Annotated in this window: 24 protein-coding genes; 9 read left to right on the forward strand and 15 right to left on the reverse strand. The window is 68.3% G+C overall.

Annotated features, from left to right (window positions below; all coding sequences use genetic code 11):
- The first annotated feature begins 78 nt into the window (after positions 1-78).
- Positions 79-309: a DUF2798 domain-containing protein gene (locus K0M70_RS05270; RefSeq protein ID WP_290780239.1), complete on the forward strand. Its 231-nt coding sequence runs from the start codon at positions 79-81 to the stop codon at positions 307-309.
- A 14-nt stretch (positions 310-323) separates the two neighbouring features.
- On the opposite strand, the gene K0M70_RS05275 is transcribed toward K0M70_RS05270, so the two are convergent.
- Positions 324-806, reverse strand: a complete 483-nt coding sequence (locus K0M70_RS05275) for an Lrp/AsnC family transcriptional regulator (RefSeq protein WP_290780243.1) — start codon at positions 804-806, stop codon at positions 324-326.
- Positions 807-928: 122 nt separating this feature from the next.
- On the opposite strand from K0M70_RS05275, the gene phhA reads away from it, so the two are divergent.
- Positions 929-1,816 (forward strand): phenylalanine 4-monooxygenase, encoded by an 888-nt coding sequence (phhA, locus tag K0M70_RS05280; RefSeq protein WP_290780306.1) that lies wholly within the window; start codon positions 929-931, stop codon positions 1,814-1,816.
- Here phhA and K0M70_RS05285 read toward each other — a convergent pair.
- Positions 1,813-2,520 carry a hypothetical protein gene (locus K0M70_RS05285; protein WP_290780246.1) on the reverse strand — a complete coding sequence of 236 codons (708 nt, stop codon included), beginning with the start codon at positions 2,518-2,520 and terminating at the stop codon, positions 1,813-1,815. The genes phhA and K0M70_RS05285 overlap by 4 nt on opposite strands.
- 142 nt (positions 2,521-2,662) lie before the next feature.
- Here K0M70_RS05285 and K0M70_RS05290 point away from each other — a divergent pair, with 142 nt between their 5' ends.
- A complete protein-coding gene (locus K0M70_RS05290) occupies positions 2,663-3,787 on the forward strand; it encodes a sensor histidine kinase (protein ID WP_290780248.1) in 1,125 nt (374 codons plus the stop codon).
- Entirely contained in the window at positions 3,784-4,434 is a 651-nt protein-coding gene (locus K0M70_RS05295) for a response regulator transcription factor (protein ID WP_290780250.1), read from the forward strand. The genes K0M70_RS05290 and K0M70_RS05295 overlap by 4 nt, the downstream gene beginning before the upstream one ends.
- Positions 4,435-4,449: 15 nt before the next feature.
- On the opposite strand, the gene K0M70_RS05300 is transcribed toward K0M70_RS05295, so the two are convergent.
- Entirely contained in the window at positions 4,450-5,007 is a 558-nt protein-coding gene (locus tag K0M70_RS05300) for a hypothetical protein (RefSeq protein ID WP_290780252.1), read from the reverse strand.
- A 17-nt stretch (positions 5,008-5,024) separates the two neighbouring features.
- Positions 5,025-6,260, reverse strand: coding sequence for a DUF4010 domain-containing protein (locus K0M70_RS05305; protein ID WP_290780255.1), 1,236 nt, complete (start codon positions 6,258-6,260; stop codon positions 5,025-5,027).
- Between the two features lie 77 nt (positions 6,261-6,337).
- Between K0M70_RS05305 and K0M70_RS05310 the strand changes: the two genes are divergently transcribed.
- The 4 genes from K0M70_RS05310 (at position 6,338) to K0M70_RS05325 (ending at position 9,914) form a co-directional block, all read left to right on the forward strand.
- Positions 6,338-7,366, forward strand: a complete 1,029-nt coding sequence (locus tag K0M70_RS05310) for a class 1 fructose-bisphosphatase (RefSeq protein ID WP_290780260.1) — start codon at positions 6,338-6,340, stop codon at positions 7,364-7,366.
- Complete coding sequence (locus K0M70_RS05315) at positions 7,363-8,070, forward strand: 2OG-Fe(II) oxygenase (protein WP_290780263.1); 708 nt, start codon at positions 7,363-7,365, stop codon at positions 8,068-8,070. Before K0M70_RS05310 ends, K0M70_RS05315 begins: the two co-directional genes overlap by 4 nt.
- An 84-nt stretch (positions 8,071-8,154) precedes the next feature.
- Complete coding sequence (cls, locus tag K0M70_RS05320; protein WP_290780266.1) at positions 8,155-9,570, forward strand: cardiolipin synthase; 1,416 nt, start codon at positions 8,155-8,157, stop codon at positions 9,568-9,570.
- Positions 9,571-9,635: 65 nt separating this feature from the next.
- Positions 9,636-9,914, forward strand: a complete 279-nt coding sequence (locus K0M70_RS05325; protein ID WP_290780269.1) for a hypothetical protein — start codon at positions 9,636-9,638, stop codon at positions 9,912-9,914.
- Between the two features lie 64 nt (positions 9,915-9,978).
- Here the strand turns inward: K0M70_RS05325 and K0M70_RS05330 are convergent, their stop codons facing one another.
- A complete protein-coding gene (locus K0M70_RS05330; protein ID WP_290780271.1) occupies positions 9,979-10,131 on the reverse strand; it encodes a DUF2256 domain-containing protein in 153 nt (50 codons plus the stop codon).
- Positions 10,121-12,991, reverse strand: a complete 2,871-nt coding sequence (locus tag K0M70_RS05335; RefSeq protein WP_290780274.1) for a diguanylate cyclase — start codon at positions 12,989-12,991, stop codon at positions 10,121-10,123. The genes K0M70_RS05330 and K0M70_RS05335 overlap by 11 nt, the downstream gene beginning before the upstream one ends.
- Before the next feature lie 82 nt (positions 12,992-13,073).
- Between K0M70_RS05335 and K0M70_RS05340 the strand changes: the two genes are divergently transcribed.
- A complete protein-coding gene (locus K0M70_RS05340; protein WP_290780277.1) occupies positions 13,074-13,832 on the forward strand; it encodes a pyridoxine 5'-phosphate synthase in 759 nt (252 codons plus the stop codon).
- A gap of 31 nt (positions 13,833-13,863) precedes the next feature.
- On the opposite strand, the gene K0M70_RS05345 is transcribed toward K0M70_RS05340, so the two are convergent.
- From K0M70_RS05345 to K0M70_RS05385, 9 genes are all read right to left on the reverse strand, one after another.
- Complete coding sequence (locus K0M70_RS05345; protein ID WP_343211192.1) at positions 13,864-14,262, reverse strand: biopolymer transporter ExbD; 399 nt, start codon at positions 14,260-14,262, stop codon at positions 13,864-13,866.
- 117 nt (positions 14,263-14,379) lie between these two features.
- A complete protein-coding gene (locus K0M70_RS05350) occupies positions 14,380-14,793 on the reverse strand; it encodes a biopolymer transporter ExbD (protein WP_290780282.1) in 414 nt (137 codons plus the stop codon).
- Between the two features lie 12 nt (positions 14,794-14,805).
- Complete coding sequence (locus tag K0M70_RS05355) at positions 14,806-15,222, reverse strand: biopolymer transporter ExbD (RefSeq protein ID WP_290780285.1); 417 nt, start codon at positions 15,220-15,222, stop codon at positions 14,806-14,808.
- Between the two features lie 29 nt (positions 15,223-15,251).
- Positions 15,252-16,034 (reverse strand): MotA/TolQ/ExbB proton channel family protein, encoded by a 783-nt coding sequence (locus K0M70_RS05360; protein ID WP_290780288.1) that lies wholly within the window; start codon positions 16,032-16,034, stop codon positions 15,252-15,254.
- 53 nt (positions 16,035-16,087) lie between these two features.
- Entirely contained in the window at positions 16,088-16,744 is a 657-nt protein-coding gene (locus tag K0M70_RS05365; protein WP_290780291.1) for an energy transducer TonB, read from the reverse strand.
- A 104-nt stretch (positions 16,745-16,848) separates the two neighbouring features.
- Positions 16,849-18,123, reverse strand: a complete 1,275-nt coding sequence (locus tag K0M70_RS05370; protein WP_290780294.1) for a tetratricopeptide repeat protein — start codon at positions 18,121-18,123, stop codon at positions 16,849-16,851.
- A gap of 182 nt (positions 18,124-18,305) precedes the next feature.
- Positions 18,306-19,277, reverse strand: a complete 972-nt coding sequence (locus K0M70_RS05375; protein WP_290780297.1) for an alpha-L-glutamate ligase-like protein — start codon at positions 19,275-19,277, stop codon at positions 18,306-18,308.
- Positions 19,278-19,280: 3 nt separating this feature from the next.
- Positions 19,281-20,888 (reverse strand): inactive transglutaminase family protein, encoded by a 1,608-nt coding sequence (locus K0M70_RS05380; RefSeq protein ID WP_290780300.1) that lies wholly within the window; start codon positions 20,886-20,888, stop codon positions 19,281-19,283.
- A gap of 72 nt (positions 20,889-20,960) precedes the next feature.
- On the reverse strand, positions 20,961-21,747 hold a 787-nt coding region (locus tag K0M70_RS05385), incomplete at its 5' end, for a CPBP family intramembrane glutamic endopeptidase (protein WP_290780303.1).

The following is a 21,747-nucleotide window of genomic DNA, read 5'->3' on the forward strand; positions in this document are numbered from 1 at the left end:
CGGGGTGGCCACCCCCCAGGGCCGCCCGGCGTGGAAGGAAGGCGACTTCTTCGGCACCAAGTTCGGCGAAGCGGCGCCGTGAGGCTGCGCGTCCCGCCGCGGCACGCGGGCGTGCTGTTCGCCTTCCTGATGTCGCTGCAGATGGCGGCCATCATGTCAGGCATCATCACCGCGGTTAACCGCGGCGTGGGCGCCGGCTATTTCATGGCCTGGGGCAAGGGCTTCGCGGTGGCCTGGCCCATCGCCTTCCCGCTGATCCTCGTGCTCGCCCCCCGCGTCCGCCACCTGGTCGAAAAACTCACCCGCTAGAACGGGGCCAGGTTCTAGCCCGCCAGGTGGCGGAGGGGGAGGGCGCGGGATTGCTTGACGGTGCGCAGGACGAAGCTGGAGTTGACGTCGGCGACGCCGGTGGCGTTGAGCAGGTGGTCGAGCAGGAAGCGAGAGAAGTGCGCGAGGTCCTGCACCGCCACGTGCAACAGGTAGTCCATGTCGCCGGTGAGGGCGTGGCAGGCAACCACTTCGTCCCAGGCCGCCACCCGTTCGGTGAATTCGGCGATGGCGTCGGTGTCGTGGCGCGCCAGCTGCACGCGCACGAACGCCTGCAGGCCCAGGCCAACCCGGGCAGGATCGATCAGCGCGGCATAGCCGGCCAGCACGCCCTGCTGTTCAAGGCGCTGCACGCGGCGCAGGCAGGCCGAAGCCGACAGGCTGACCCGTTCGGCCAGCTCGGCGTTGCTGATGCGGCCCTCCCGCTGCAGGATGGCAAGCAGGGATAGATCGGTGCGGTCCAGGCGATTGGCGTCCATTCACGGCTCCGTTGCGTTTTTTCACGCAATTATGTTGCGCCCCAAGCCCCAAACTGCACAACAACGCAAACTCCTTGCGCGTCCCCGCCGCTAGACTGATGCCTGACCAAGAGGCCGTCCCGATGAACCAGCCCAAGCGCGTCGAACACCAGATGACCGACAAAGGCTACGTGCCGGTCTACACCACCGACGTGGTGGACCAGCCCTGGGACAGCTACACCCCCGAGGACCACGCCGTCTGGGCCACGCTGTTTGAACGCCAGCGGCAGATCCTGGTGGGCCGGGCCAGCGACGAGTTCCTGCACCAGCAACAGGCGATGGGCATGACGCCCGACCAAATCCCCCGGTTTACCGACCTCAACCCCGTGCTCAAACAGGCCACCGGCTGGGAACTGATCGGCGTCGAGGGCCTGCTGCCCGAACTCACTTTCTTCGAACACCTCGCCAACCGCCGCTTCCCGGTGACGTGGTGGATCCGCAAGCGCGAACAGCTCGACTACCTGGCCGAACCCGACCTGTTCCACGACCTGTTCGGCCACGTGCCGCTGCTGATGAACCCGGTGTTCGCCGACTACATGGCCGCCTACGGCCGCGGTGGCGTCAAGGCCCATGCCATCGGCCCGGAAGCGCTGGTGAACCTCACGCGCCTGTACTGGTACACGGTGGAGTTCGGCCTGATCCGCCAGCCCGACGGCCTGCGCATCTACGGCAGCGGCATCGTGTCATCCAAGGGCGAATCGATCCACTGCCTCGAATCGGCCTCGCCCAACCGCATCGGCTTCGACCTCGAGCGCATCATGCGCACGCGCTACCGCATCGACAGCTTCCAGAAGACCTACTTCGTCATCGACAGCTACGAACAGCTGATGGACGCAACGCTGCCCGACTTCACCCCGATCTACGAGCGCCTGGCCGCACAGGAAAGCTTCCCGGCCGGCTCGGTGCAGGGCACCGACACCGTGTTCCAGCGCGGCACCGGAGAAGGCTGGCCCGAAGGCGCCGACGCCTAACCCACCACGGGACTCCCCGCCGCGACCGCCGGACGACGCTTGGGCAGGTATTTGCGGGTGAGGTAAATGCCGGCCAGCGTGGCCACCACCAGCGGCGCCAGCCAGGACAGGTTGAGCAGGCTCGAGCCGGCCAGGAACGGCAGCACCTTGGGCAGGCCGATGGTGAGGAACGCGATGTGGGTGGCGACACCGTTGCCCAGCATCGCGCCCAGGTGCTGGCGCAGCGGCCAGCGCGCGTCGGCGGGCTCGCGGCGCGAGAAGCGCCACATGTTCACCGCGCCGATGATGCCGATGCTGGAGAACGCCACGAAGATGACCTGCATCTGGTTGGTGACGAACAGGCCCACGTAGGCGATCGCCAGGCCGCTCAGCAGGTTGGCCACCATCAGCACGCGATACACGGGCCCGGTGAAGCGCGCCCAGTCCTTCTTGTCCTTCACCGCGCGCCAGCTGGTCCACACCGACGTGGTGGTGATCACGACCAGGTAGGCCAGGAAGCCGCCCGCCACCGGGTTGCGCGCGCCCAGCGTCGCCGTCAGCGGCACGGCGGCCAGCAGCAGGCCCGTCATCGCCAGCAGGTAGAGCTTGCCCGAGGCGCGGTGTACCGGGCTGCCCTTGCGGCTCAGGCCCGAGGTCCAGAAGGTGGTCAGGGCCAGGATGCCCAGGCCGACGTGGACGAAGTAACTCAGGGTGTGCAGGGTCATGGCGGTGTCCTCGGGTGTGGCCACAGTGTTGCCATGCCGGGGCGGCCGATCAGGTGCCGGCGGTCATCGCCGCACGGTGCCGGAAGTCACTTTCTTGCGCGGCGGGCTTGAGTGCTTCGCGGGCGCGGCCCAAGCTGCGGCCATGAACGAACGACTCAAGACCCTGCTGTCCCCGCTCAACTTCGCCGGCTACCTGGCCTGGGGCGCCATCGGCTACGAGATGCAGCTCTCGCACGACCCCGCCGAAACGGGCGTGCCGCTGGCCGTCGTGGCCTCGCTGCACCTGCTGTTCCTGGCGCTGTTCATGGCCGTGACGTCGGGCCGGCAGGCCGGACCCGGCGCGCGGGCGATGGTGCTGGCGCAGGTGGCGCTGACGTTCGGGCTGATGATGCTGGTGCGCTACACGTCGCTGCCGATCCTGCTCATCCTGTGCGTGGTGCAGCTGGTGCGCGTGTTCAGCGTGCGCACGTCGGTGCTGTTGATCGTGGCGATGAACGTCGCCGTGTACTTCGTCTACCGCGAGGTCTGGCAGCTGCGCTCGCCGATGATCTCCACGCTGATGCACATGAGCTTCCAGGGTTTCGCCGCGCTCACCGCCTGGTTCGCCTTCAACGCCGAGCGCACGCGCGACGAGCTGGCCGCCACCAACGCCGACCTGCTGGCCACGCGCACGCTGCTGGCAGAAAGCGCGCGCGATTCCGAGCGCCTGCGGCTGTCGCGCGAACTGCACGACGTGGCCGGACACAAGCTCACCGCGCTGAAGATCAACCTGGCCGCGCTGGCGCGCGACCCGCGCTTCACCGGCGACGAACGCGTGGCGCTGTGCGCGCGCCTGGCCGACGAACTGCTGGCCGACATCCGCGGCGTGGTGCAGCAAATGCGCCTGGACGACGGCCTGGACCTCGCCGCCGCCATCACCACACTGGCGCGGCCGTTCCCGCGGCCGCACCTGGAGCTGGAGATCGCCGAGGATGCGCGCGTGGCTACCGTGGCCCAGGCCGAGGCGGTGCTGCGCGCGGTGCAGGAGGGCCTGACCAATGCGGTGAAGCACTCCCAGGCACACACGCTGTGGGTGGTGCTGCGCCGGGAGGGCGACGCGCTGCGGCTGGACATCCGCGACGACGGCCGCGGCAGCGGCGCGGTGCGCGCCGGCAACGGCCTGAGCGGCATGCGCGAGCGGCTGGAGGCGATCGGCGGCGGCCTGGACATCGGCCGCACCGAAACCGGCGGCGTGCACCTGCAGGCCTGGCTGCCGGTGGCCGCTTGAGCGCGTCGGGAAAACCGCCGCTGCGGCTCGCGCTGGCCGACGACCAGGCCCTGGTGCGCAGCGGCCTGAAGGCGCTGCTGTCGGGCTTCGACACGCTGGTGGTGGCGGTGGAGGCCGGCGACGGCCAGGCCCTTCTGGACGCGTTGGCCGACACGCCGGTGGACGTGGTGCTGTCCGACATCCGCATGCCGGGCCTGGACGGCTTCGGCCTGTTGCGCGCGCTTCGCGAACGCGGCGACGCCACCCCGGTGGTGCTGCTCACCACGTTCGACGACGGCGCGCTGCCGCTGCGCGCGGCCGAAGCCGGCGCCCAGGGATTCCTGCTCAAGGACGCGTCGCCCGAAGACCTGCTGGAAGCCATCACCCGGGTCGCCGCTGGCGAAACCCTGCTCGCGCCGGTGCCCACCGACCCGGTGCGTGCGCGCTACGCCTACCGTGACCAGACCGCGCCCACCGACACCTTCAGCGAGCGCGAAGTGTCGATCCTGCGGCTGCTGGCCGGCGGCTATTCCAACCGCGAAATCGCCAAGGCCGTGTTCCTGTCCGAGGGCACCGTGAAGAACTACGTGTCCGACATCCTGGACAAGCTGGGCACGCGCGACCGCACCCGCGCCGTGCTCAAGGCGATCACCCTGCGCATCATCTGAGCGCGGGGCCGGGGCTCACTGCGAGCCGTCGTCGGGATCACGCGGCGGCATCGGCGGCGGGAACTCGCCCCGGTCGTAGTACCAGTCGTTGATGTCCAGCCCGTCGCGCACGTCGCCAGCCTGCACCTGCACGAGCTGCAGCGCGTGGTCGTCGCAGCCCGTGGCGCCACTGGCCAGGCAGGCGCTGGCCGCGCTCAGCAGGCCGGGATCGCCTTCGGTGCCGGTGTCCTGCGGCCAGGCCAGCAGCCACCAGGCGCCGGCCGGCACATCCAGCAGGTAGGTCGCCTGGCCGGCGACCGTGCGAAAGCAGACGGCCGTGCCCGGATCGGTGCTGTCCACGGCGCACACGCGCATCACCGGCAGTTCTTCGGACGGGTAAGTGATGCGGCCAGTAAGACGCGCGGGCAGCGGGCCGCTGACTTCGGCCGGCGTGGGCGCCACCAGGCCGGCGGCCACCGCCGCGTCCTCCTCGGGCGCGGCCTCGGGTACGGGCGCGACCTCCGGCGCCGGAGCAGGCGCAGGAGCCGGCGAACAGCCGGCCAGCAACAGCACGATCAACCAGGCTTGGCGCATGGGGAAACCTCCGGGTTTCAAATGAGGACCAGCACAACCGCAGCCGCCAGCACCGACGCCGCCAGGCCGGCGCCTACCCCCAGCGCGTAGGGGCGACCCCCGCTGACCCAGGCCACGCCGGTCTTGGCCAGGCCGCTGGCGACCAGCAGGCCAATCAAGCCCAGGCGCGCCTCGTCCGCCGACAGCACGCCGGTCTTGTAGAGGTTGCCGACCGTGGCCACCGCGGCATGCAGTTCGCCCAGCGCCGCCACCACGGCCACCGCCATCGCGCCGCGCGGACCCACCCAGGCGTTGAGCGCGGCGGAAAGAAACAGCACCGCGGCGATCACCACCGCAAACACCAGCGCATGGCGGAACTGGAACATCCGGGTTTCAGCCGTGGGCGGCGGCACCGAATCGGCATCGTTGCCGCGCATCCCCAGCAGGCCGCCGCCCGCCAGGACGATCGCCACCGCGGCCAGTTCGAGCCACAGCTGCTCAAGCAGCCCCGGCGACACCGCCAGCAGGATCGGCACGAACAGGCTCAGCGACGCCAGGTTGGCCAGGATGGCCGCGCCCACGGCGGGCCGCAGCAGCGCCGGCGATTCGCGCACGCGCTGGCCGAAGCCGGCCACCGCCGCCGTGGACGACACGTAGCCGGCGAAGAAGCCCGCGATCGCCAGCCCGCGCCGGTTGCCCACCACGCGCAGCGCCACGTGGCCCAGCGCGCTGATCGCCATCACCAGCACCACCAGGGTCCACAGCACCGACGGGTTGAAGACGTCGAAGGGCCCGAGCGTGCGGTCCGGGATCAACGGCAGCACCACCAGCGCCGAGGCCAGCAGCACCAGGCCGTCATGCACTTCGCGTTCGCTCATCAGGTCGCGCGCCAGGCGGTGCAGGGGCTGCTTGGCATAGAGCAGCACGGCCATCACCACGCCCAACCCGGCTGCCAGCGGCGGGGCGCGCATGGCCAGGCCGCCCAGCAGGCAGATCGCCACCAGGGCGATCTCGCTGGTAAGCCCGGGGTCGCTGTCGCGGGTCTGGCGATAGCTCAAGGCCACGAAGACGCCCATCAGGGCCACGGTGACCGCAAACGCCATCGGGTCGATCCACAGCGACACCGCGCCGGCCATGGCCGCCAGGCCATGGGTGCGCAGGCCGGCCACGATCACCGCATCGGCCTTGCGCCGCTCGCGCACGGCGCCCACCAGCAGGCCCACGCCGATGGCGGTGGCCAGGGCTTTGACAGTGTCGAGGTCGAAGGCGGGCATGTCCGGATTCTGACACGCGCTTGCATGGCCGGCGCCAGCCCGGACAATGCCAGCTTCAGTCGCTGCCCGGTCCCGCCATGAAGCCGATCTCGCTCACCCGCTACCTGATCCAGGAACAGCATGCCGGCCGCATCAATGCCGACCTCCGGCTGCTGATCGAGGTGGTGGCGCGCGCCTGCAAGACCATTTCCATCGCCGTGGGCAAGGGCGCGCTGGGCGGCGTGCTGGGCGACGCCGGCAGCCCGGGCCAGCAGAGCATGAACATCCAGGGCGAGGCGCAGAAGAAGCTGGACGTGCTCAGCAACGACATCCTGCTCGAGGCCAACGCCTGGGGCGGCCACCTCGCCGGCCTGGCGTCGGAAGAAATGGAGCACAGCCAGCCGATCCCCGACGCGTTCCAGCGCGGCAACTACCTGCTGCTGTTCGACCCGCTGGACGGCAGCTCCAACATTGACGTGAACATTTCCGTCGGCACCATTTTCTCGGTGCTGCGCTGCCCCGACGACGTGGCGGCGCCGGGCGACGAACATTTCCTGCAGCCCGGCACCGCCCAGGTCTGCGCCGGCTACACCACCTACGGACCCAGCACGATGCTGGTGCTGACGGTCGGGCACGGCACGCACGCCTTCACGCTGGATCGGGAGGTGGGCAGCTTCGTGATGACCGCGCGCGACATGCAGATCCCGCCGGACACGAAAGAATTCGCCATCAACATGTCCAACCAGCGCCACTGGGAGCCGGCCATGCAGGCCTATGTCGGCGAACTGCTGGCCGGCAAGGAAGGGCCGCGCGGCAAGGACTTCAACATGCGCTGGGTGGCCAGCATGGTGGCCGACGTACATCGCATCCTGACCCGCGGCGGCGTGTTCTTTTACCCCATGGACGCCAAGTGCCGCGCCCAGGGCGGCAAGCTGCGGCTGATGTACGAGGCCAACCCCATGAGCTTCATCGTGGAACAGGCCGGCGGTGCCGCCAGCACGGGCCATCAGCGCATGCTGGACGTGCAGCCCACCGGCCTGCACCAGCGCGTGCCGGTGATGCTGGGCTCGCGCAACGAGGTGGCCGAGGCCGTGCGCCACCACGCCAACGCGGAATCGAACGGGTGAACCAGGCCGACGCGGACTTCATCGAGGTCTACGACGCCGCGCTGTCGCGGGAAACCTGCGCACAGCTGGTGGCGGCGTTCGAAGCCAGCGGCGCGGCGGTGCCGGGCAAGGTGGGCGGCGGCGTACTGCCCGAACTCAAGGACAGCCGCGACATCCAGCTCGGCGGCCAGCCCGAGTGGCGCGAGGCCGAGAACGCACTCAACAACGCCGTGTTCAAGGGCCTGCTGGCCTACCTGCGCAAGTACCCGTACGCGCTGATCGCGCCGCTGATGCTGCAGGTCAACGACGCCGACGGCAAGCCGCGGCGCATCGCCGCGCAGGACTTCCAGGCCATGGACGACGCGGCGCTGTCGGGCCTGGTGCGCACGGTACTGCGCCCGGGCGCCATCAACCTGCAGCGCTACACCGCGGGACAGGGCGGTTACCCGTACTGGCACTGCGAACTCTTCCCGCGCGACCCGACCGCCGAGACGCTGCACCGGCACGTGCTGTGGACGATTTACCTCAACGACGGCTTCGAGGCCGGCGAAACCGAATTCTTCCACCAGCACCGCAAGATCACGCCGCGCGCCGGCAGCCTGCTGATCGCGCCGGCGGCGTACACCCACACCCACCGCGGCAATCGCCCCGAGGGCGGCGACAAGTACATTGCCACCAGCTGGATCCTGTTCCAGCGCGCCGAGACGCTGTTCGCCGCGCGCTGAAACCCGCCGGCGGGGAATTGCGCCCCGCGTGCGGCACAATGGCGCAGGCCTGCCTCGACGCATGAGGCCATCCACGGAGCCGCCATGTCGTTCCCTGATTTCTGGCCACAGCTGATGCCCTGGGTCACGGGCATCTGGATCGCCTACCTGGTGGTGCTGGCCGGCTGGATCGTGCTGCAGAAGCGCGAACCCATTGCCACGCTGAGCTGGCTGCTGTCGCTGGCGCTGCTGCCGGTGCTGGGCCTGGTGATCTACCATTTCCTGGGGCCGCAGCGGATCAAGCGGCAGCAGCTGCGCCGTTCGCGCTCACGCGCGAGCCTGGACGACACGCCGCCTTCCAGTCTCAAGTCCAGCGACGATTGCACCACCATTGCCCGCCTCGGCCGTTCGGCCACGGGCTTCCCACCCAGCAGCGCCGCACGCCTGGACCTGCTGGTGGGCGGCGGCGAAACCTACGACGCGCTGATCAAGGCCATCGCTGGCGCCACGGCCCACCTGCACGTGGAGTACTACATCTTCGAGCCCGACCGCACCGGGACACAGGTGCGCGATGCGCTGGTGGCCGCCGCGGGGCGCGGCGTGCGGGTGCGGGTGCTGCTGGACGCCATCGGCTCAAGCCGGCTCAACCGCGGCTTCCTGGCGCCGATGGTGGCGGCCGGGGTGGAGATTGCCTGGTTCCACCCGGTGCGGCTGCGCTGGCTGTGGCGGCCACGCATGAACCTGCGCAACCACCGCAAGGTGGTGGTGGTGGACGGGCGGATCGGATTCACCGGCGGTATCAACATCACCGACGACGAGAACGACCACCTGCAAAGCGATGCCTTCCGCGACCTGCACCTGCGGCTGGAGGGCGAGGTGGTGCGCTGGCTGCAGATGGCCTTCCTGGAAGACTGGCACTACGCCACGGGCAAGGCGCTGCGGGACGACAAGTTCTGGCCCGACCTCCCGGCCGGGGACGTGATGGCCCAGGTGCTGCCCGCCGGTCCGGACTCGCCGTGGGAAGCCATCCACCGGGTGCAGGTGGAGGCCATCCACCAGGCCAACCGCCGGGTATGGCTGGTGACACCCTACTTCGTGCCCGGTGAAGCGGCGCGCATGGCGCTGACGTCCGCCGCGCTGCGCGGTCTGGACGTGCGGGTGATCGTTCCGGCGCGCTCCGACTCGCGGGTGGTTTCCGCCGCCGCGCGCTCCTACTACGACCACCTGTTGGCGGCGGGCGTGCGCGTGTTCGAGTACGGCCCTCGCATGCTGCACACCAAGGCGCTGCTGGTGGACGAGGACCTGTCCCTGATCGGCAGCGCCAATTTCGACCATCGCAGCTTCCGGCTGAACTTCGAACTGAGCCTGCTCATGCACGGCCGCACGATGGCCAGCTCGGTGGAGGCCGTGCTGGAAGAGGACCTGCGCCACAGCCGGGAAGTGAAGTCCGACCGACCGGCGGCAGCGTTTTCCCGCCGGCTGGGCGAGGCCTGTGCCCGCCTGCTGTCACCTTTGCTCTAGGCTGGCGGGGCATCGCCGCAGCCGTCCCGGCTTGGGCTAAACTCCGGCAAAACACGAGGTGTCCCATGCACTGGATCTATCTCTTGGCATCGTTGGCCTGCCTGGCCCTGGCCATGGTCCGCACCATGCCCACGTTTGGCGTGCTGGTGTTCCTGGCCGGCGCGCTGGGCTTCATGCTGGCCTGGATCCTGGGCTGGGTGTCGTCGCGCATCTCCAGCAAGTCACGCGACGTCAGCTACATCATGAGCGGCGACGAACTCAAGCGCCTGCGCGAGCAGGCCGAGGCGCGCAAGCTTTCCACGTCCGGCCAGGCCGCGCCCGGTGAACACCGCGGCGAATCCTGAGCGCTGTTGATGGCCTGGCTGGCGATCAAGGCGCGGACCAGGCGCGCCTGGCCCAGCGCCGGCTTCAGCGCGGGGTGCCCCGCCGGCAGGCATCCGAGCAATAGACCACCTGGGGCCAGTCGCGCTCCCACTTCTTGCGCCATTGGAAGTCGCGGCCGCAGACCGGGCAAGTTTTCACCGGCCGGGGTGCCGCTGCGCTCCTGCGCTCAGCCGGCATCGGTTTCCACCCGGTTGCGGCCGGCGCGCTTGGCGGCATAAAGCGCGGCATCGGCGCTGCGCAGCAGGGATTCGGGCTCGGCCTGCAGTTCCGGCACGAAGCCGGCCACGCCGATGCTCACCGTCATGCCGGCGTCGCTGGAGGCGATCGCAGCGCGGATGCTTTCCGCCCGACGCGTCGCCTCGACCTGGTGCACACCGGGCATCAGCAGGGCGAACTCCTCACCGCCGTAGCGCGCCAGCAGCTCGCGCTGCGGGTCGTGCTGCTGGTGCAGGCGCTGGGCAATGCCACGCAGCTGCACGTCGCCTTCCAGGTGTCCGTGCGCGTCGTTGTAGGCCTTGAAGTTGTCCACGTCGATCATCAGCACCGACAGCGGCCGGCGCTGGTCGAGGCAGCGGTACCATTCCCGGCGCAAACCGTTCTCGAGCGCGCGGCGGTTGGACACTCCGGTCAGCGCGTCTTCGGTCACCAGCTCGGCCAGTTTCTTGTTGACCTCTTCGAGTTCGCGCGTGCGCTCGGCAATACGCGCCTCGAGTCGGCGATTGGCGGCCAGGAAGCGTTCGGTGCGCCGACGCACCGCCCACAGCGTGATGGCAACGGCCAGGCTGGCCAACGCCAGCAGCAGCAACGCCATCATCCACCACTGTTCGTACCAGCGAGGCTCGACCCGGAAGTGATAGCGGATGGCCGGCGCCTGGCGGCCGTTGCGCGTGCGCGCCTCGACCTCCAGGACGTAGTCGCCAGGGGGCAGTGCGCGAACGAACAGGTCGCGGTCGGTCCAGCTGCTCCAGTCAGGCGTCACGCCATGGAGGATGTAGCGGAACTCCGCGCCGCTTTCCATGCTGACCATGGCGAAGCGAAGGTTCAGGCTGTGGCCCGGCGGTACCTGCACCGCCCCGGTGCCGCTGGTGTTGGGTAGCCGCAGCGTGTTGCCTTCGGGGCTGCGTGCCTTCACGCTTTCCATTGAAAGCAGCAGCGGCTGTGGCTGTGCCGCGGTCTCGCCCGGGTTGTACTGCAGGATGCCGTTCCAGGTGGACACGCGCAGCACGCCGTCGCTGCCGTAGCGCAAGTAGGAATAGCCAGCGGCGCGCTGTTCGCCGGGATAGAGCGGCTGCCACTCGCCGTCTTTCTTCGCCCGGTGCCACAGCTGGCGCGACGTGTAGGCGTAGTCGCCCAACGGGGTTTGTTCCACCGACAGTTCGAATGGGCGATCCACCAGGGTGAAAGGCGGCGCGACATCCGCCACGAAGCGATCACCCTCCAGCACGAACCCGGCTGCCCCGCTGACCGCGTGGATCCGACCATCGAGCTGGTACACGCTGGTGCCCGCCCGCGGGTCCACGGCCAGGCCGCGGGCGTCGTTGAACACTTCGCGCTCGACCACCTTGCCGGTGTCCAGGTCCAGCTGCCAGCGCTGGAGTGGGCCGCGGCTGTCGCCGAGCCAAAGCACGCCGGGGGCGGACTCTTCCATGCCGAAGGTGCTTATCTTGTCCAGCGGCAGCGCGGCCTGCAGCTGCCAGCGCTGGCCCACCTTGCGAACCAGCAGCAGTTCGGTGGCGCCCATGGCATACACGAGGCCCTCGACGTGGTCCGAGGCTTCGATGGTGTAAACGCCGCCCTCGCGGTGGGTATAGAGCGAGCGCGGCTGGGATGCGCCCGGATCGAGCACCCGCAGTCCCTCGCGCTGCCCCACCAACAGTCCGGCGTCGGTGGACAGCAGCGCATGGCCTTCGAATTCGGTCCACGGCATCAGGGCGTTGGTGAGCGTGCCGTCGGCGGCGGCGGTCATGCGCGAGATGCCGCTGGTGGACGCAATCCACAGGTAACCGTCGTGCCATTCAAAATCGATCGGTGTTCCCAGCACGCCCTGGGCCTGGCCGACGGCGGTCCACGGCGAGGGCAGGGAGACGCGAACCAGGTCGCCGTCGCTGGCGACCCACAGCCCGCCCTCGCGATCCAGACCCATGGCCTGAATGCCGAAGGGGCCGAGCTGGATCTGGTCGCGCAGCTGCAGGTCCTGGCTGACGCGTATCAGCTCGCCATCCAGCGTACCCACCACGAAACTCTTGTCCGCCAGCGCCTGTACGACGTAGCTGCGCTTGCCCTTGAGCAGGTCGCTGGCCGCCCCCGGCGCCGGCTCGATGCCGTTGGCGTCACTGCGGTACAAGCCGTCGCGACTCACGAGCAAAAGCGAATCGCCCTGGTCCAGAACGCCGATCAGCATCCGGTTGGCGAACGTTTCGCCGCCGGGTACCAGGACGTATTTGCCATCCTCGAAGCGGCATAGGCCCCGACCCTCGACACGGACATAAAGCTGGCCCGCGACCCGATAGAAGCTGCGCACGTTCTCTTCCAGCGGCCACTGCTTGGCTTCGCCCGTGTCGTAGGGCAGGAAGTGCAGTGACTTTTCCGCGCGGAAATACACGCCGGTATCGGTGGCGATGGTTTCCCAGACGATGCCGACAAAGCCCTGGTTTGCGCGCAGTCCAGCGCGGGTAAGCAACTCTTCGTAGGCCAGGTCACCGTCACCATTGCGCACCAGGCGGCCGAAGGTGTCGTAGCCGCCCACGTACACCTGCTTGTCGGCACCGGTGTCCAGCGAGCGCGCCGCGGACCGCCCCGGCAGTTGGGTCAGGGTCCAGTCCACGCCGTCATGACGCAGCACGCCTTCGACGTTGCCCACGTACATCTCGCCATTGACCCCGGTGGTGATGGCCAGGTGGGTGGGCGTGGCCTTGGTGTCCTCGGCGCTGAAGTGCCGGAGCATGGGTTCGCCGGGGATGGCCGTTGCCGCGGCAGCCGCCGGCAACAGGCAGGTCAGCGCCAGGAGGAAGGCCAGCAGCGGAGGAGTGGAGCGCATCGGCGGATTATCCATCAAAGGCAAGCCCGGAACGCGCCAGGATGGGCTTTCCGGCGACCGGGCCAGCGGTTAATCTGGACCGATGACCGTGCTCAGCGTCAACGTCAACAAAGTGGCCGTTTTGCGCAACTCGCGCGGCGGCTCGGAGCCCAGCGTGGTGGCGGCGGCGGAAGCGGCGATTGCGGCCGGTGCCGGCGGCATCACCGTGCATCCCCGGCCCGACCAGCGCCATATCCGTCCCGATGACGTGCTGGCCCTGGCCCGCGTGGTGGCCGGCCGGGTGGAGTACAACCTCGAGGGCAATCCGTTTGCCCCACCCCGGCCCGGCTATCCGGGGTTCATCGCACTGGTGGCCGCCGTCCGGCCCGACCAGGCCACGCTGGTGCCCGACGGCGACGGGCAGCTGACCTCCGACCACGGCTTCGACCTGTCGCGGGACGCGGATCGTCTTCGCCCGCTGGTGGCCCAGCTCAAGGCGCTGGGCGTGCGGGTGTCGCTGTTCATGGATGCCGGCGCGCAGGGTCTGGCGCTGGCCGCGGGCATGGGCGTGGATCGGATTGAGCTGTACACCGGCCCCTATGCCGAGGCGCACGCCGCTGGCGACGCCGGCCGGGCGCTGGCGCTGTGCGCCGGCACGGCGCGCGAAGCGGCGGCGCTGGGCCTGGGCGTCAACGCCGGCCACGACCTGAGCCAGGGCAACCTGGGTGATTTCCTGCGCGGCGTGCCGGGCGTGTTGGAAGTGTCCATTGGCCACGCGCTCTTCAGCGAAGCGCTGCATGAGGGGCTGGCGCCTACCGTTCGCGCCTATCGGGCGATCATCGCGGACGCCGCCGGGCAGTGAGGCCCGACGGCGCGTGGGGCCGGGCTCCGCTTCAGGGCTCAATCAGACCGATGTTTTCGATCCCCGCGCGCCGGGCCGTTGCCATGGCGGTAGCGGCGGATTGGTAGTCGGCGTCACCGCTGACGGCCAGTTTCAGGACACCGTCGGGCTGCTGGCGCTGCCATTGCGCCAAAGCCTGTTGCAGTGCAGCCGGGGTCATCGCAACCCCGTCCAGGCGGAACAGGTCGCCTGGGTCCACGGTGAGGTTGCGCTCAACCAGTGGCCGGGGTTGCAGCGGGCTGGATTGCGACAGCCCCATGCCGATGCGCGAATCCATCAGCGGCGCGGTCACCATGAAGATCACCAGCAGCACCAACATGACGTCCACCAGGGGCGTGATGTTCATTTCCGACATCGTGTCCGAAGCGTCCCGCGTGGCAGTGAAGGCCATGGCGCATCTCCTTTCCGGTGAGGGGCCCTTTCGTTCTACGCCCGCGACGCCGGAACAGGCAAGCAAAAAAAACGCCGCCCGAAGGCGGCGCTGCTGCAGGGTGCGGGAAACCTGGCTTTACTGGCCGGGATCCACGAAAGCAATCTTTGCCATGCCGGAGTTCTTGGCCCGGGAAAGGACCTTGGCCAGCATTTCGTACTGAGCGTCGGGATCGGTCTCGATTTCCAGGGTCGGCTGGATCGTGCGCTGGGCTTCGACCTCCAGCGACGACTGGAGCACCGAGATCGGAATCGGCGAGTTGTTCCAGGTGACGGTGCCGCCCGCCTCGATCCGCAGGCGGATCGGCTCGGGCGGATCCTTCGGCTGCGGCGGCGGATTCGTGGTCCGCTGCGGCAGGTCGACCTGGATCTGGTAGGACAGGGCGGGGGCGGTGACCATGAAGATGATCAGCAGCACCAGCATGACGTCCACGAGGGGCGTCACGTTGATGTCGGCCATCGGGCCAGCGCCGGAAGAAGAGGTGAATGCCATGCGGGTTTCTCCTCAGCGCTCGGGGGTGGACACGAAGCCCACCTTGCGGATGCCGGCCAGGCGAACCTTCTTCACCACGTCGGCGATGACCTGATACCGGGTGATGTTGTCGGCGCGCACGTCCACCTGCGGCTGCGGCGTGCGCTGGGCCAGGACGGCCAGGCGTGCGTCGAGCATGTCAGGGTTCACTTCCTCGTCGTTCCAGTAGATCTTTCCGCCCGCCGTCACCGCGAGGGTGATGGGCGGTTGGTCGATTTCCGGCTTTTCCGAGAGCGTGGCCTGCGGCAGGTCGACCTTGACCTTATGCGACATCAGCGGTGCGGTGATCATGAAGATGATCAGCAGCACCAACATCACGTCCACGAGGGGCGTGACGTTGATGTCGGCCATCGGGCCACCACCGCCGGACGAATTGCTTGAAAAGGCCATGGATGCGACTCCTGGTTAGACTGCGTGACTCAGCGCTTGGCCGGCATGTCGCCGACGCGCGAACCGGTCGCGAAGAAGTCGTGCAGGTCGTGCGCGAAGGTGTCGAACTTGGCGTAGGTGTTGCGGTTGGCGCGGTTGAAGGCGTTGTACGCAAGCACGGCCGGGATGGCCACGAACAGGCCGACGGCGGTCATGATCAGCGCCTCGCCCACCGGGCCGGCAACCGCGTCGATGGAGGCCTGGCCGGTCGCACCGATGCGGATCAGGGCGCCGTAGATGCCCCAGACCGTGCCGAGCAGGCCGACGAAGGGCGCGGTGGCGCCGACGGTGGCCAGCCAGGTCATGCCGTTCTCGAGCTTGGCGCTCTCGCGGGTCACGGCCTGGCGCAGGGCGCGGTCGATGAACTCCGAGCGGTTCAGGGCGTCGACCAGGCGGCTGCCCTCATTGCGCTGGTGGTGCGCAGCGGCCTGGGCGCAGTCGAGCGCGATTTTCGAGAACGGCTCGTTCGCCGGCTGTTCTTCCATGAAGCGGATGGCGTCCTGCGCGTTCGGGGTTTCCCAGAACGTGCGCACGACGCTGTCGGCGCGCTTGGAGACAACCGCGTTCTTGATCGCGTTGACGACCGTGTACCACCACGAGCCGAACGACATCACGACCAGCATGATCAGGACGACCCACTGGACGAAGAATTCCGTGGGGTCACGGAACAGCTCGGCCATCATGTGGGAGAAGCCCATCTTCGACAGGGCTTCGGCGTTGTTGGCAGCGCCGCCGACAGCGGCCGCGGCGGTAAGGAGGAGTTCCTGCAGCATAAGAGTGCCTTTCTTTGTGATTGACCGTTACGGGAATGTCGGCGGATCAGTGATTACGGAGGAGTGAACTTGACGGGGACGAGTACGTCGCCACCCACCTTGACGCCATTGCGCATGCCGGCGTTGAACTTCCAGCGGCGTGCGGCATCCATGGCCGCGCGGTCGAGGTTGCGGTTGCGGCTGGACTTGTCGACGACCACGTTGAGCACGTTGCCGGCGGCATCGATGGTGACGCGGAGCATCACCGTGCCGCCCACGCCCTCACGCAGTTCCTTGGCCGGGTAGCGCGGCTGGTTCAGGGCGCGACCGCTGATATCCTCGGCCGGCGCAAAGTCGGACGGCGGGGCCGGCGGCGACGGCGGAGCCGGCGGCGGGGCCTCGATGTCGATCGGGCTCGGGTCGTCGAACACCACCGGCGGCTCTTCCGGAGGCGGCGGGACCGGCGTCGGCTTGGGCTGCTCGATGATCTTCTGGACCACCTTGGGCGGCTCCGGCGGCGGCGGCGGCGGCGGCGGGGGCGGCGGCGGCGGCTCGATGAAGCTGACCTGGGTCACTTCTTCAGCCTTGTCCGCCACGTCCGGGGAAGCCACCGGCACCATCATCACCATGAAGGCCACCGCATGCAGGGCAATCGCAAAAGCGTTGCCGCCGATGCGAGCCCAGCTGATGCGCTGGGGTGGGTTGTCGTAGTAGTAATTCTTGTCCGTCATGCGTGTGGCGGCTCGAGCTCTCGGTCGGTCGGCATTAAGCCGTGACCCGCCAGGACCGGCGGGAACTTATTAGCTTATACGAAGGTTTCTGGTTTACCAACCAATCAGCGTGAAATCTGCGCCAAGGCCTTCTGGGCCTCGGTTTTGGTGCTGGGGTCTTTGGCCGCTTCACGGTAGGCCGCCTGGGCCCCCGCGATGTTGTCTGAATAGTACTCTGCCCGTGCGATCGCCATCCAGGCGTTGCCGGGGTTCTTCAGGCCCTTGGCCAGCGCCTGCTGCGCGGCCGCTTTCGCCTCGGCGTTGCGGTCTTCCTGGCCCAGGATCTGGGCGAGGAACAGGCCGGGCTCGCCGTCGGTAGCCAGCGGCGCCGCCTTCTGGGCGGCGGCAATGGCCGCGGGGATGTTGTCGCTGAAGTAGTGGGCCTGGGCCAGGGTGGCGTAGTTCTTGCCGTCGGCCGGCATGATGCCCTTGGCCATGCCCTCTTCCAGGATGGCGGCGGCGTCCTTTTCCCGGTCCATGCCGAAGTACATGCTGACCAGGCGCTGGTAGTCGCTGGCTTCGCTGAGCATGCCCTTCTGGCGGGCGGTGTCGAGCAGCGCAGCCGCCTTGTCGATCTGGTCGGCATTGCTGTAGATGCCGGCCAGCATCATCAGGGCGCGCTTGTCGTCGGGGCTCTTGCGCTGCATCTGTTCGCCCAGGGCGATGGCGGCAGCGTTGTCGTCGGTCTCGGCGTAGCAGGCCAGCAGCATCTGCAGCCACTGGTCGTCCGGCGCATCGGGCTTGAGTTCAATCGCGCGCTTGAGCGCCGGGATGGCCTCGGCGAACTTGTCGTTGTTGTAGAAGCTGGCGCCCTGCAGGGCATAGACCTGCGGGTCGGTGGTCTTGGTTTCGGCGATGACCCGGGCGATCAGGGGATCGGCCTTGGCGAAGTCGTCGGAATTGATATACACCGACGCCAGGCTGAGCATGGCGGTGTAGTGGTTGTCGTTGGACAGCGCGTTCTCGTCGATCGCGCGGGTGAGGTAGGTGGCGGCACGCGCGTCATCGTCCAGGCCAATGGCAGCCGTGCCGGCGAGCAGCGCGGCCATGGCGCGATCGTAGGGCTGGGCCTTCTCATTGACGAAGATCTCTTCGGCCGCGGCGATCACCTGCTCTTCTTCGCCGTCGGCCTCGTAGGCTTTCTGCATGCGGCTGATCGGCTTGGCCAGGCGCTGGGAGAACGAGCCGTCGGGATCGTCGCGGGTTGCGTCCGGGTACCGGACTTCGCGCTCTTCCTTCTTGTCGCCGCTGCGGTTGCGCTGCGCGAGGGCGTCGGGCGTGGCTACGCAAAATGCCAGCAGCACCAACGAAGCGAGCTTGAGCGAATGGGTTGCCTTCATGATTGAAACTCCTGGTCGCCGCGCTGACTTCGGCTTTGGGTCCGCAAGGGTAACGGGGAATGGAGCATTTGCTCAAGCGTTTGGCCGTTTTGACCATTCGCCCCCGTATATGTTCTCTTGGCCCGAGCTTGACCGGTTGCTGGCCTGCGGTTCTTAAATCCGCGTTAATCGGCCGTCCGCATTCAGCCGGTGGTGGGAAAGTTCGCGATCGCGAAAGCCACGCGCTCGGCGGGATCTTTGGAAAGCTGCCCGCTGTCGCGCAAGGCCTCCACCTTGTTCAAGCGGCCCTCCAGACCGTTGCCGTTGGCCATCTGGATGGCCAGCCCTGGGCGCGCGTTGAGTTCGAGGATCAGCGGGCCCTTGTCGCGGTCGAGCACGAAATCAACGCCCACGTAGCCCAGGCCCGACAGCTCGTAGCAGCGCGACGACATCTGCAGCAGGTCGGTCCAGTGCGGGATGGCCAGGCCGACGATGCTGTGCTCGGTGTCCGGGTGTTCGCGGATGATTTCGGTGCCCCACACGCCGCGCTTGGTCTTGCCGGTGGGGAGGTCGATGCCGACGCCGATGGCGCCCTGGTGCAGGTTGGCCTTGCCGTCGGACAGCCGGGTGGGCAGGCGGATCATGGCCATCACCGGATAGCCCAGGAACACGATGATGCGGATGTCGGGTACGCCCTTGTAGCTGACGTTGTCGAAGATCGGATCAAACTGCACGCAGTATTCAACGATCAAGTGGTCGGGCTGGCCGCCCAGCGAGAACAGGCCCGACAGCCCGTTGGACAGATGGTGTTCGAACTCCTCGCGGTTCATCAGCGAGCCGTTGGCGCGCCGATACTTGTCGCCGCGCCGGCCGGAGATGACCAGGATGCCGTCGCCGCCCGAGCCATGCGCGGGCTTCACGACGAAGCTTTCCCGGCACTTGAGGATCTCGTGCAGCTCGGCGATCTCGTGCTCTTCGCGCACCACGGCATACAGGTCGGGCACCGGAAGGCCCGCCTGCAGCGCCAGCTTCTTGGTCAGAAGCTTGTCGTCCACGCGCGGATAGAACTTGCGCGGGTTGTGCATCAGCACGTAGTGCGCGTTGCGCTGGCCGATGCCCATCAGCCCGATCTGGCGCAGGCGCTTGGCGACGCGGAAAGGATTGAACAGGCCCATGCTTCAGGCCTTGGACTGGCTGGTGGCGTCACTGGTGGCGTCATCGGCGGCAGGCGGCGGCACGATCGGATCGGGCTCGCGCGCCAGCGCACGGAAGCGCAGCAGCTCGTTGAGGCGGTAGCCCGAGTAGCGGCCCAGCAGCAGCGCCATCGCAAACAGCACCAGCAGCACCTCCGGGTACACGAACACCAGGTGTTCCAGCGGCTGCCAGCTCATGACTAGGTAGGCCAGCGCCGCGACCACCAGGGTGCCCACGCCTTCACGGATGGCCGTGCCGGCACCACGCTCGTCCCAGGCTACCGACATGCGCTCGATGGTCATCGCCATGATCACCATCGGGAACAGCGCCACCGACAGGCCCACTTCCAGCCCCAGGCGGTTGGACAGCACGCTGACCGCCGCCATCAGCAGCACCACCAGGATCAGGATCGCCGTCAGGCGCGGCACCAGCAGCAGGCGCAATCGCTCCAGGTAGAACCGCACCAGCAGGCCGAAGCCCACCACCAGCACGAACAGCGTGATGCCCGCCACCAGCGCGGTTTCACGGAACGCCAGCGCGATCAGCACCGGCATGAAGGTGCCGTAGGTTTTCACGCCGACCAGGTTGCGCAGCAGCAGCATGATGAAGGCGCCGATCGGCACCATCAGAAGCACGCGGTAGGTTTCCTGCGCCTGCAGCGGCAGGCTGAGCAGCGAATAGCGCACCAGGTTGGCGTCCTGCACTTCCAGGCGACGCTCGGCGGTGGCCATGGCGTCGGCAAGGTTGCTGCGCACGCTGAACATCAGCGCCGACGCCGGACTGCCGTCGATCACCATCAGCGGCTTGCCGCTGCGGCTCCACTCGAACAGGTCGCTGGGCTTGCCTTCGGCCGCCGTGCGCGGATCGATCATGGTCCAGCCCAGGCCGTTGTGGACGATCAACCACGACTGCATGCGCGAATCGGGGTCGCGTTCGAGCTCGGTCAGGCGGATGCCGTAGACCACGCGGGCCGGGATATTGCGGTTGGCCAGCAGCTGCACGATGAAGTTGCTGCGGGCAACGTCGTCTTCGCCGTAGCGTTCGCGCAGCAGCGCGACTTCTTCGCTGGGCGAGGCTTCGCTCAGGCGACCCAGCAGCTCCCGGGCAAAAGTGATGGTGTTGGATGACCGGTCGCGCACCTGGTCGAGCAGCGTCTGCGCGGCGGTGGCGTAGGGCTCCTCCAGCACGGCAGGCTCGAGGATCACCGGCTCGAGTTCCTCCTCGGGCAGCGGCTGGGTTTCGTCGGCGCGCACGATGGTGGCGCGGTAGTACAGGTCCTGCTCGCCAAGTGCGCGGCGGATGGCCCACTGCACTTCGCGGCCACCTTCGCCGGTCTCTTCAAGCTTGGAATAATTGCGGGCCACGAAGCGTTCATCGAGCACCGTGAAGCCCGGCACGGCCGACGGCAGCTGCAGGGTGACGGTGTTGGCGCCGGTGCGCGGCTGGTATTCCACGTGTGCCTGGACGGTCCACACCTGCACTTTGGCGTCGGGCTGCAGCGGGAACTTCAGCACGCTCCACTTGTAGTACATCGCGACAAACGCGACGGCGATGATGGAGAAGGCCAGCAGGTATAGGTGGCGTTTGCTCATGAAAATCCTGGTCGTGTTGCCGTGGTCGCCGGTCCGCTCCCCGGCCGGCTAAGCGCCAGTGTAACCCCGGACTCAGGAAGTCGAGTACGCGGCCACGACCAGGGCGGCCGCGTTGCAGGCCGCATGCGCCAGGAACGTTGCCCGGAAGCGGCCCGTGCGCAGGTATACCCAGCCGAAGGCAGCGCCCATCCCGGCATACAGGGCGAGGCCGCCGAGCCAGGCGGTAACGCCGGCGCCGGTGGGCGCCGGCTCGTGCAGCAGCGCGAACACCAGCGAAGTCAGCACCAGGCCTACCGCGCCGTGACCGGCCACGGCGAAGCGGCGCAACAGCACGTGGCGCATCAGCAGCTCCTCGGCGAAGGGACCCACGACTACCACCAGCAGCCAGGCCATCCAGGGCGCGGTGGCAAGCAGGGCGGTGACCGGCTGCGCGTTGCTGGGCTGGATGCCGGCCCCGGATTGCGCCAACAGCCAGGCCCACGATTGCGCGCCCAACTGGATGACGAGGCCGGCAGTGATGGCCAGGCCATAGGCCGGCGTCGAAGCCATTCGCGCAAGCGACCCGACCAGCGGGCGACCGCGCAGCCACCACACCAGCACGGCCGTCACCAGCATCGCAACGATGGCCGCCGCTGTGATGGCGGGCATGGCCGCGGCCATGGCGTCCTCGGGCGAAGGGCGGGCGGCGGCGCCAACCGCACTGCCCGTATGCAGCATCACGATCGGCACCACCAGCAGCAGCGTGAGGCCAATCAACAGCACGACAACCAACAGGCAGTCGATCAGGAATCCGCGCCAGGGCAATGCCGGGCGCAACGGCACTTCACGACCCGTCCCGTGGGCCCCCCCCGGGGGGGGG

The sequence above is a fragment of the Arenimonas sp. genome (genome assembly GCF_019459675.1).
GTDB lineage: Bacteria > Pseudomonadota > Gammaproteobacteria > Xanthomonadales > Xanthomonadaceae > Arenimonas.